The sequence below is a fragment of the Nostoc sp. DedQUE05 genome, from assembly GCF_034530955.1.
In the GTDB taxonomy this organism is placed as follows: Bacteria; Cyanobacteriota; Cyanobacteriia; order Cyanobacteriales; family Nostocaceae; genus Nostoc.
This window is the reverse complement of sequence record NZ_JAVRCB010000087.1, coordinates 1-10,960: the sequence shown is the minus strand read 5'-3', so window position 1 is coordinate 10,960 and position 10,960 is coordinate 1. Positions and strand designations below refer to the sequence as shown.

Here is a 10,960-nt window from a genome sequence, read left to right as displayed (position 1 = left end):
TTCAAAGTCGTTTTGAGGTACTTCAAAGTCGTTTTGAGGTACTTCAAAGTCGTTTTGAGGTACTTCAAACTTTGTCGCAGCGCGATAGAGTACACAGGTGCGTAGGCGTAGCTTGAGTTTTAAAACAGTCGCTACACATTTCTATTTTTTAGGCAAAACCTACCCAGTATTGACACCACTCTCTATTCCCCGTCTAAGTTGTGGTCTAAATGCCTGAAAAATGCTATAAAGTCCATCAGCTTAATTAAGGAGTTAAAAAGTCTAAATGGTTTCCAGGTTTGGCACGCAAATCTTCCACAGTTCCCTGAATTTGTAATTTGCCTTGATTTAATAGCACAATCCAATCAGCACGGGCAATTACTCTCGGACGGTGGCTAATCAGAATCGTAGTTTTCCCTTGGCGATGCAACAATAGCTGATTCAAAACTTTAACTTCACTAACAGGATCGAGTCCGGCCGTTGATTCATCTAAAATTAGGACTGGTGGATCGTTGATGATAGCTCTTGCTATAGCTAATCTTTGCCGTTGTCCACCAGAAATATTTGAGCCAAATTCACCTAATACAGTTTGATATTTTTCAGGTAGTTTACTAATAAAATCGTCTGCCTCAGCAATTTGGCAAGCATCGACAATTTGCTCAAAAGTGACGTGAGGAGAACCTAACCGAAAATTATCAATAATAGAGCGACTCCAAAAATGAGCTTCTTGCGGAACCAGGACTACTTGTTGCCGCAAACAATCAAGGGCTAAATCTTGTAGATTATAAATACCAATGCGAATGTTACCAGAATTAGGCAAGTATAAACCTGCAATCAGTTTAGCAAGAGAACTTTTCCCACAGCCAGATGTACCAATTAGAGCAATAACTTTACCGCCAGGAATAGTTAGGGAGAAATCTTGCAGTAACTCTAGCCTCCCAGGATAGTGAAAGTTGAGATTTGTGCAAATAATATCAGCCTTGCTAGGAATCTTCGTAAAAGGTTTTTTAGTATCGCCTTGATTTTCAGGTGTGGAATCGATAACTTCTGTTAAGCGCTGCGTAGCAGTTTTTGCACGAGTGAATTCATCTATAAAGTTGAGCATAGTACTAATGAATGCTAAAAAATTACCATTCATACCGTTAAATGCTAGCAGTTGACCGATGCTGAGTTCCTTGTTAATAACCAGAATGCTGCCGAAACCAATCAGACTAATGCTGCCAATACTAGAAACTAAACTAGAAAAGATACCGTTAATAATTCCAATCTGAACTGTGCGAAATGTTTGATTTGCTAAACGACCAAATCGGTTCTGAAATTCTTCCCAAAACTGGGGAGCGGCGGTAGTAGTTTTGAGTGTCAGAGCGCCTTTAAAGCTTTCAACAAGAACACCTTGGTTTTCTGCATCTAAGACTAAGACACTTCTGATTTTTTGTTGAAGTGTGGGCAGAAAAACAATAGTAGACAAACTCATTATAATCGCAATAATCACACCAACTAAGGTAAGTTTCCAGCTATAGAACAGCATGAAACTTAAAGAAACTGCTGCAATCAATAATTGGCTTGGTAAACTAATAATTGCTTGAGAAATTAATTGATTAATTTGTTGAATATCTTGCAATCTGCTGACAATCTCGCCACTGCGACGCGATTCATAGTAAGTCAAAGGCAACCGCAGGATTGTCCTAGCAAATTCTAAAATTAATCCTAACTCCAGCCGTTGGGCAAAATGGGCAATTAGGTTATATTGAACTAGTTTTAAACTACTTGACACAATATTCATCACCACAACGGCAATAATTACAGCAGCAAGAAGTTGGGTATCACCCCGAACTAGTACATCATCCGTCAGAATTTGGATTAGGAATGGAGAAGTTAATGAAAGCAGACCAATAAGTAGGGAACACAAAAAAGCCTCGAATAGTATGCCTTGATAAGGCAATACACGCCGTATAAAGCGCCCAAAGCCGTCTATTTTATCATCAGGTTGAGCATAAAAGCGAACCGAATCTGGCTCTAGTAAAAGCATCACTTTGTCTGACCAAGCATCCGTTAATTCTTTTTTAGAGACATAACGAATGTCAACGGCTGGGTCAGCAACAATATATTTATTGCCTTTTTGACCATACAAAACAACCCAGTGGTAGCCTTTCCAGTGAATGATTGCTGGCAGTGGCGCTTGGTTCATCTTGTCTAATATTTCATTTGATGCTCTGACAGAGCGTGCATTAAACCCAAGCGCCTCGGCTCCCCGCCTCAGTCCTAACAATGTTGTTCCTAATTGACCAGTGCCTACCGCTTCCCGGATGTGATTTAGTGTAAAGTTGCGCTGATAATGTTTGGCAATGGAAGCAAGACAAGCCGCTCCACAATCTTCTTCACTATGTTGTGCAACAACTTGGTATTTCATTTTGCACTCCAGTATCCAATAACATCGTGACAAAACCCAAAAAAATAGCAGGGTCTTATCCCTGCATGGTTAAAAATGTAGTTCATACTTTAGTCATACTATAGTTCTAATACACTAGACAAAATATCAGATTTTGATGCTCAGAGGAATGTAACCAGCAACTTACATTAGTTATATTAAATTCGCTTTGTTAAATAAAAGTTGATACAGACTGTATCAACTTTTATTATGCTTACCTGTCTTTACGACTACTCAAAAGTGATGGATATTTTGAGGAAAAAGTAGTATCGAAGTCTTATTGACAGTTACTAGTAGGCAATCATCAATAAGACTTTGTTAAGTTTGTTGAAGAAAAGTAGATAGGTAGGAATAAACGTATGTTAGGATAACCTTCATCAAGAAAGAGCTAATGGCTACTAGGATGTAAGTCAATTAGCAATTAAGCCACACGGAAACGTAATTTAAGCTGCGTAAACAGTGTAAATTATTTGAAACGCGAACTTTTATCCTAAGTAAAGACATGATTAAGTGTCTTTACGTTTATTACTTCACTTCTACTGAACTTCATAACTTTACACAGGTGTGATTACTAGTCGTAAATATTGGCGTTGACGGTGCCAACTGCATCTGAACTTATATTGCCACTGTTATCCAAATCATCACCAGCGTAGACCGAAACATAGCCGTAGTTTTTTACAACTTGCTTAACTTTGATCTTATTATTACCACCACCACCAGAGAGGTTGGCTTCTTCAGTAGCGGTTAATTCGATAAATAGTGTGCTTTCCATGTTTTTAGTTCTCACTTGATTGTTGGGTTTGATGTAACATTTGTTAAATAAAAGTTGATACAGACTGTATCAACTTTTATTATGCTTACCTGTCTTTACGACTACTCAAAAGTGATGGATATTTTGAGGAAAAAGTAGTATCGAAGTCTTATTGACAGTTACTAGTAGGCAATCATCAATAAGACTTTGTTAAGTTTGTTGAAGAAAAGTAGATAGGTAGGAATAAACGTATGTTAGGATAACCTTCATCAAGAAAGAGCTAATGGCTACTAGGATGTAAGTCAATTAGCAATTAAGCCACACGGAAACGTAATTTAAGCTGCGTAAACAGTGTAAATTATTTGAAACGCGAACTTTTATCCTAAGTAAAGACATGATTAAGTGTCTTTACGTTTATTACTTCACTTCTACTGAACTTCATAACTTTACACAGGTGTGATTACTAGTCGTAAATATTGGCGTTGACGGTGCCAACTGCATCTGAACTTATATTGCCACTGTTATCCAAATCATCACCAGCGTAGACCGAAACATAGCCGTAGTTTTTTACAACTTGCTTAACTTTGATCTTATTATTACCACCACCACCAGAGAGGTTGGCTTCTTCAGTAGCGGTTAATTCGATAAATAGTGTGCTTTCCATGCTTTTAGTTCTCACTTGATTGTTGGGATTTAGATAACATCACACTAAATTCATGAATGCAAACAGCGCATTTATGAATGTTTTTGTGTTGTTAAGAAGATTATATGAGTGAAACTAGTGTAATAAAACAACTATTTCCTTAAGAAATATGTATTACAAGCTCTTAACAAACATACTACTTGGCTAATATTTATACTATTTTCACTGTTTTCTGAAAAAACTATGAATTTTATTCTATTTAAATAGAAAAATATTCTGGATTTAATTGTATGGCAAAAATATATATGCGTATAAAGATTTTCTGAACAATAATGTCTAATTTTAGACTAAAATAGACAAGATAATTAACGTATTAATACTGTTATTGAGGCACAAAACCTTAAAGAAAGAGTATCAAATCAGTTAAATAGTATTTTGTTATACAAAATCATGAAAAAGCAAATTTGAAGAACTCCAAAAATTTTACTTATTTTTAGTTTACGTATTATCACGTAAATACTGTCTTTTGCTTAATTTGTTTATACAGATATTATTGAAAATAGTATAAAAGATTGTGATAACAACGGTTTTAAACTAGCTTAACTACTTATTAATTAGAAGAGAAAAGAAAAGTTTTTCTCTCTATTATAAAAATTTTTACAAGTAAATAAAGAAAAGGTAAAATTTTAAAAGAAAATTATAAAGATTTGGTCTTTTTACTAAAAGGCACTAATTGTTATATAGACTTAGGCTATGGATTACTTTTTAGCTATTGCTGATGGAGAAACCTCTAAGACAAGCGGCTTATCTTCTCCCAAGAGAAGAGGCTAAGAAGACTAAGCTTTCAGAGGATGTTTGAAAAGTTGCAAAGTATACTATAAAACCCATTTTAAACCTCTCTCAAAAGGTCGAGAGGCTTTGAAATCCTCCCTTTTCTTCTAAAAAAGGGGGATAGAGACGTTAGATTTATGGGGCTTATATGTTAGCAATAATACTTTTCAAACAACCTCTCAGAGGGAGAAAGGAGCCTTCTAACTTGAAAATGCTCGTTCAATAAATATCTATATATATAGATGTAATGTCGCTTTGCATTTTCATACTTGGTAGTGTAGGAAGTTCATAACGATTATCTTCTGACACTAGCTAGTTTTTGACTTGATTGTTTGCACAACCAAAATGTTTTTTAACTTCTATGCTTATTGACCCCCAACCGGACTTTCTCCGCCCAGTTGAAAGCGACGAATATCTTCCTCCAATTAGCAGTTGGACATGGCTGGGAGGGATATTTTTAATTGGAAGTGTTGGCGCTGCCTTTGGTCTTGCAAGTGTAATTCAATACAATGTAGTAGTGAGAGCAGATGGTACTGTCCGTCCAACGGGGGAAATACGGTTAGTGCAAGCAGCAGTGGAGGGAACAGTTAGAAGCATTAGGGTGAAAGAAAATCAAGTTGTCAAAAGAGGAGATGAGATTGCACTGCTCTACGACGCCCAATTACAAAGTAAAAAAAGCCAAATTGCCGGCAATATTCGGCAGAATCATTTACAAAGAACCCAAATCGATGCACAACTAAGAGCGCTACAGACTCAAATCACAGCTGAATCCAATTCGATGGGACAGGCGATTATCTCCGCGCAAGCCGATCTTAGTCGTAATCAACGGGATTATGGAGACAAGCGAATTACCAGTAAGGCAGAAGTGGATGAAGTAGAAGCCTCTGTGGAGTTAGCAAGGGAAGAACTGAAGCGGTATCAGCAGTTAGCAGAGACTGGAGCGATCGCAGCTTTACAGATTAAGGAAAAAGAACAAGCTTTTAAGGCTGCACTTGCCAGATTAGAACGGATCAAAACTGGACTCAATCCCACTAGCGCAAATGTGGAGATCGCCCAAGAACGCATTGCCCAAGAACGGGCAAAGGGTGAGTCTATGCTGGCGGCATTGAACAAAGAAAGACAAGAACTTATTGGGCGTCAAGTAGAAATTCAAAATCAAATCAGCAGCGCTCAAGAAGAGCTAAAACAACTCTCAACAGAACTGCAAAAAACTGTAATTCAGGCTTCAGAGGCAGGTACTATCCTAAAACTAGAATTAAGGAATCCTGGGCAAGTTGTTCGTGCTGGGGATGCGATCGCTCAAATTGCTCCTAGTAAAGCACCTCTGGTCATCAAAGCCCGTGTTGCCGCTTCTGATATTAGCAAAGTACAGGTGTGTAAAGTCGTACAAGTAACAAAATGTTCACAAGGGGAAGTACAAATGCGGCTTTCTGCCTATCCCTACCCAGATTACGGCATCCTCAAAGGAGCTGTTAGAGCCATAACCGCCGACGCTATTACATCTCAAGTTAACGGCAATCCAATTGCACCTTACTATGAGGTGACAATTGAGGCAGAGAGACCTTATTTAAAAAAGGGCGATAAATCCTATCCCATTCAACCGGGGATGGAAGTTACAGCTGATATCATTTCCAAAAAAGAAACCGTAATGACATTTATTTTGAGAAAAGCAAGGTTGCTAACAGATTTGTAGGCTTTTTCTTGTATTCCACGCCATTGAGAACCACTTAGGATTTACGCATTAGACCTCTTGCACGAATGTAAAACTAGCCCTCATTCCCCAACCCCTTCTCTCAAGTGTGGGAGAAGGGGAGCCAATTTTAAAGTCCATTTCAAAGTCCCTCTCCTTTGGGAGAGGGATTTAGGGTGAGGGCTTTTGATCCCTCCAACCCCCTGCAAAACCAACAGGGCTATTTCATTGTCTCAAAGGTTGATAAGTGGTGGAAGTAGATTGAGGATTTGATGGTTTGGTAGACTGGGGAGTTGACCCACTCCAAACTCGATCGAACTGAGCTACCGACAACGACTGTAAAATACTAAGATTAAGCGGCTCTTTGCTGATAAATGTGGCGTAGGAAGGCTGCAAATAGGAACGGTATTCAGGACGGTTAAGGAGATGGGTTTCTAAAAAAGCGACGCTGAGGGCGTTGAGATAAGAATAAACAGCAGCACGATCGGGGCCCAGTAAGGCAGGTGGTACAGGTAAGACATCGTTTTGAGGAGTAGGTTCGGCGATCGCTGAAAAGTGAGTGGCATTTTCAATCAAAGCCAGGTACTTATTGGAGTCAGAAAGCCAGGTAAAGGGGCGAATTTGCTCAGATACGGGTGGTGCGAAAACATCTTGACTACCTGCTACCAGCATGATGGGAATTTTAATTTGACTGATTCCCCCCTGACCTAAAACTGAACTGTCAATGGGATTAATTGCAACGATCGCCTTGATGCGATCGTCTTTGAGTTCGTAATTCTTTGGAGGTAAATCGTTTGCTTGACACTGCAAAAACACCGACAAATTAAAGGATGAATTATCGGGATTGCAATCTTGCCTGAGTTGCTCAAAGTTAATATTGGCTCCTGCTAAAGTCAAAACAGTATAACCACCAAAAGACTGACCGATCGCCCCAACTTGTTGAAAATTGAGTTTTCCTTGGAGGGTAGGATCGGATTTATCTAAACGCTGTAATTCATTTAGTAGATATTTGATATCCAAAGGTCGGTTGATAAATTCTGCTGCATCTGGAGGCCCTGCCAAACCTGCAAAATATTGTTGAAAGCGTTCGGCATTACTACCAGGGTGTTCCAGTACAGCAACAGCAAAACCATAGGATGCTAGATGTTCAGCCAGGTAGACAAAGGTAGAGCGATCTGAAGCCAGTCCATGAGAAATTACAATCAGGGGAAAGGGAGGAGAGAGTAATTCTCCAGCTTTTTGTGAACCTGCTGATGGCAAATAGATATCTACAGGTAGACGGCGCGAGCGAGAAATGTCATTTAACTCGAAGGTTTTTTTCTGCCAGGTGAATTTTCCTGGCGATCGCAAATCTGGTTTTTGGGAGAAATCAATTTTTGAAGTGGCTGCTTGAGCGATCGCTTCTTTTTGCAGAGAGGCAAAAACTTCATCCTTTTTTTTAATCAATTGAGACAAGTCATCGACTATCCTTAATCCCTCTGTGAAATTTACCCGGATAGTATCGCTAGGAAATTTCCGCAGTAAATTCACCACTGTTAACCCCTCTTTTCGATCGGCAGCAGACAAAATTAAAGAGGCACGTATGGCATAGAAGCCATTCTTTCGAGACTCAGTGAGCAGTAATTTTCCCAATTGTTGCACCAACTGCTCGCCTATCGGTGAGTAGGTAACTTGAGATACTAGTGTAGGAGTGAGATTAAAGCGCTGCTGGAGTAGATCCCGCAGTTGGGCAAGTTGTTCAGGAGTTGCACGGCTAGCATAAAATGACAAATCTTGATCGATTTTGCCAACTTTTGCAAAGGTTTCCAGCGAGTCTACGGATAAAGAAAATTCGCCGAAGGGAGGATAGTAAAAGCTAATGCGTTCAGCTCCCAATCCGGGAGTAGCAGTCAAGAACGTAGATAGCAAACCTAAACCCAGATATCTCAAAAATTTTTTCATTAGAAAAACCCACTATCTAACCCTGCTTAAACTTGTTTGGACAGGGAGGAAAGCGGGGCGGGATCTATAACCGCTTTCCTGTTGAATTGGTTTAGATATATCAAACAGGCTACAAGCACAATAAAGCAAGTACTTACGATAAATTTGACAGGAGTTTTGAACAATCAAAATACATGAGTAGCAAATTTTTCAGTCAAATAGCATCAGTAGAGCGATAATAGATATAGAGATCAAAATTAAGTTATATGTCCTTTGCTTCCTGCGCCTGTTGTGTTGTCGTCCTCAACCAACAACAAGAGCAAAATATCTCCCACCAAAACCAGTGCCAGGATGTGCCAGTTAACGACAGTAAGAGCACGGTTAAAAGTTGTACTGTAATTGAAAATGGCCGGGTGGTCGTTAAACCCTTACACCCACCACTCAATCAGACTTCGGAGTAACTTTCAGAAATTTCCCTCCTTCACTCTAAAGGTAAAACATCGTGGAAGCGGTTGTAATCAATGTAGCGATGTCCATCGGGTGTGTGGTAAAAGATATCGACAAATTGATTGTTCCACAAAATCTCGTTAGCACCATAGCTATGACGGGCATGAACAACCTGGGCAACCGTTTCATCAATGCCACTCAAAGAGACAATCAGCATAGTATTTGTCTGGGTTAATGATTCTGGTGTCATCCCATACAAAGGACTAAACTCATCAATGACATGCATCACTGACCAGCTTAACGTGAAGCTAGGTGTTTGGTTCCTCATCAGTTTAAGATCGTGGAACCGACGTATGAACTGTCCTTCTAGGGTTACTTCGTCGCGCATCAAGTAGACTCGCATCTGCGCTTCCAGAATCGTATTGCGACGCTTATTAGCGCTGCGAAATATCAGAGTCGGCATCGCATTATGAGCTGTAATGACAGCAACACGGCTAAAGAGTACACGGGCTGTAGGTCGAGAGAACCGAGCAAAGGCTAGTCCTGTCATCACAGCAATTCCCACCAAACCGATCATTGCTTCAATAGTGACAATAATGTTGGCGTAAGTTGTTTTCGGATACATTGCCCCATAGCCGATAGAAGCTAGGGTTTGGACGCTAAAGAAAAAGACATCTAAAAAAGAGCCAGGTTGGGCGTTGGCAATACAATCTCCTCCGATCAAGTAAGCTAGGGCAAATAGAGCATTAATCGTTATATAGAAAGTACAAATTAGCAGCAGAAAGCCAATCCAAGGAATCGTTAACAGCAGATGATAGGGATCGCGCCAGTAGGAATGCCATGCACCCATACCTATAATTTCAAATTTTCCATCTTGAACTTGAATCTTAATCGGTGGGATCGAACGCTGTCGTTTCTTGGGTGAAAGTCTCTTCAGTCGAAATTTCATTGCAAGTAGCCAAAAGAACGGCAACTACTTAGTATTGTAAATTAAGTTGCTTTAGAGACATTCACTCTAGACAATTAGGTAGTGGAAATTTAGACTTTCTTTTCTTAAATCAACGTGAGTTCGATGAACCTCTCCCTCCCAACCTCCCTCTCCCACGGGGAAAGGGAGGAGCAACGAGAAATTAGGGTTTTGGCTCCCCTCTCCGTGTCGGAGAGGGGTTGGGGGAGAGGTCAAAAAAGGGCTTGTCGAACTCACGTTAAATCAGCAAAAAAATAGGGTGTGCAATGCCCACCCTACTAATTTATCTGCTAGAAACTTATGAAAAACTTGTTGTTATGGCTTTAGTGATTGACCTTTAGAACAGCGGTCAAACCACTCCTGGTATTTTTTCTGGTGCGATTCATCTTCAACTGCAATGGTAACACGCACCTGCTTGCAACCGTTATTTCGCTCTAGTGCGATCGCATTCAATAATAAATTAGCAATTTTAGGTGAGCTAAATTCACCGCTTACCGTTAAACCATTGTCATGTGTAACTTCGAGTCTTTCTACTTCGGTCAAATCAACGCTAGATATTTCTCCTTGTCCTAAATCAATTTCTGCGAGTTGTTTGTGTTCTGGGCTAATTTGTTCCACAATCAGCTTTTCACGCCGGACAGGAACTTGTACCATTCGAGTTTCAATTACTTTGCGAACAATTACCTCACCAACTTTACGCTTACTGCTTTCAACAACTAGTCGTTCTTCTATTAGACGAATAATCTGTTCTTCAGGAATCTGTTCTAAATTATTTAATGACTCAACTGGGCTATTTGTCGTTTGATTGTTAGCTACTTGCTCACTTGAGTTAAAATCGCCTGGTGTTTCTGATTCTAAATATTCAGGCATATATTCAATTTCTGATTTGTTTAAGTCTATGAAAACAGATTGAGTCGGCTTGTCTATTTTTTTTATTCTCTGGCTCTGCAACTGAAATAAAGAAGGATGTTTATCAGCTAACTGCTGGCTAGATTCAGCAGTTTTTTGATTAGCCTGGTTGGATATAACGAGGTTTAGCCGACGATTACCATCCACAATTAAATCATGAACTACTCCTACTTGCTGACCTTGATTATCAAATACAGCAAAATTGTTCACCTTCTTTCTTAAATCTGCCAGCGAGGAGATAGTGCGAGAATTACCCTTTGCCTGTAAAGTGTTTTTTGCCATAGTTTGGCTATTCATCTGGAAAATTTACTAACTGCTTTCTAATTAACTAAATTAAATGTATGGCGTTGCATAATAGAGGGATGAATTGAGGTCATCTACTGTGCAATGTCCAT

At 39.5% G+C, this 10,960-nt stretch carries 7 protein-coding genes; 1 reads left to right on the top strand and 6 read right to left on the bottom strand.

The features are described from left to right. Positions 1-244: 244 nt before the first annotated feature. The 3 genes from RMZ42_RS34345 to RMZ42_RS34335 form a co-directional block, all read right to left on the bottom strand. A complete protein-coding gene (locus RMZ42_RS34345; RefSeq protein ID WP_322675635.1) occupies positions 245-2,389 on the bottom strand; it encodes a peptidase domain-containing ABC transporter in 2,145 nt (714 codons plus the stop codon). 589 nt (positions 2,390-2,978) lie between these two features. Further along, on the bottom strand, positions 2,979-3,179 hold the full coding sequence (locus RMZ42_RS34340) for a hypothetical protein (RefSeq protein WP_322675634.1): 201 nt from the start codon (positions 3,177-3,179) through the stop codon (positions 2,979-2,981). A 442-nt stretch (positions 3,180-3,621) separates the two neighbouring features. Continuing rightward, positions 3,622-3,822 carry a hypothetical protein gene (locus tag RMZ42_RS34335; RefSeq protein ID WP_322675634.1) on the bottom strand — a complete coding sequence of 67 codons (201 nt, stop codon included), beginning with the start codon at positions 3,820-3,822 and terminating at the stop codon, positions 3,622-3,624. A gap of 1,171 nt (positions 3,823-4,993) precedes the next feature. Here RMZ42_RS34335 and RMZ42_RS34330 point away from each other — a divergent pair. Next, on the top strand, positions 4,994-6,325 hold the full coding sequence (locus tag RMZ42_RS34330; protein WP_322675633.1) for an HlyD family efflux transporter periplasmic adaptor subunit: 1,332 nt from the start codon (positions 4,994-4,996) through the stop codon (positions 6,323-6,325). Positions 6,326-6,547: 222 nt separating this feature from the next. On the opposite strand, the gene RMZ42_RS34325 is transcribed toward RMZ42_RS34330, so the two are convergent. From RMZ42_RS34325 to RMZ42_RS34315, 3 genes are all read right to left on the bottom strand, one after another. Further along, positions 6,548-8,263: an alpha/beta hydrolase gene (locus tag RMZ42_RS34325; RefSeq protein ID WP_322675632.1), complete on the bottom strand. Its 1,716-nt coding sequence runs from the start codon at positions 8,261-8,263 to the stop codon at positions 6,548-6,550. A gap of 460 nt (positions 8,264-8,723) precedes the next feature. After that, positions 8,724-9,638, bottom strand: coding sequence for an ion channel (locus RMZ42_RS34320; protein WP_322675631.1), 915 nt, complete (start codon positions 9,636-9,638; stop codon positions 8,724-8,726). 333 nt (positions 9,639-9,971) lie between these two features. Then, positions 9,972-10,847: a YsnF/AvaK domain-containing protein gene (locus tag RMZ42_RS34315; RefSeq protein WP_322675630.1), complete on the bottom strand. Its 876-nt coding sequence runs from the start codon at positions 10,845-10,847 to the stop codon at positions 9,972-9,974. Between the last annotated feature and the right edge of the window lie 113 nt (positions 10,848-10,960).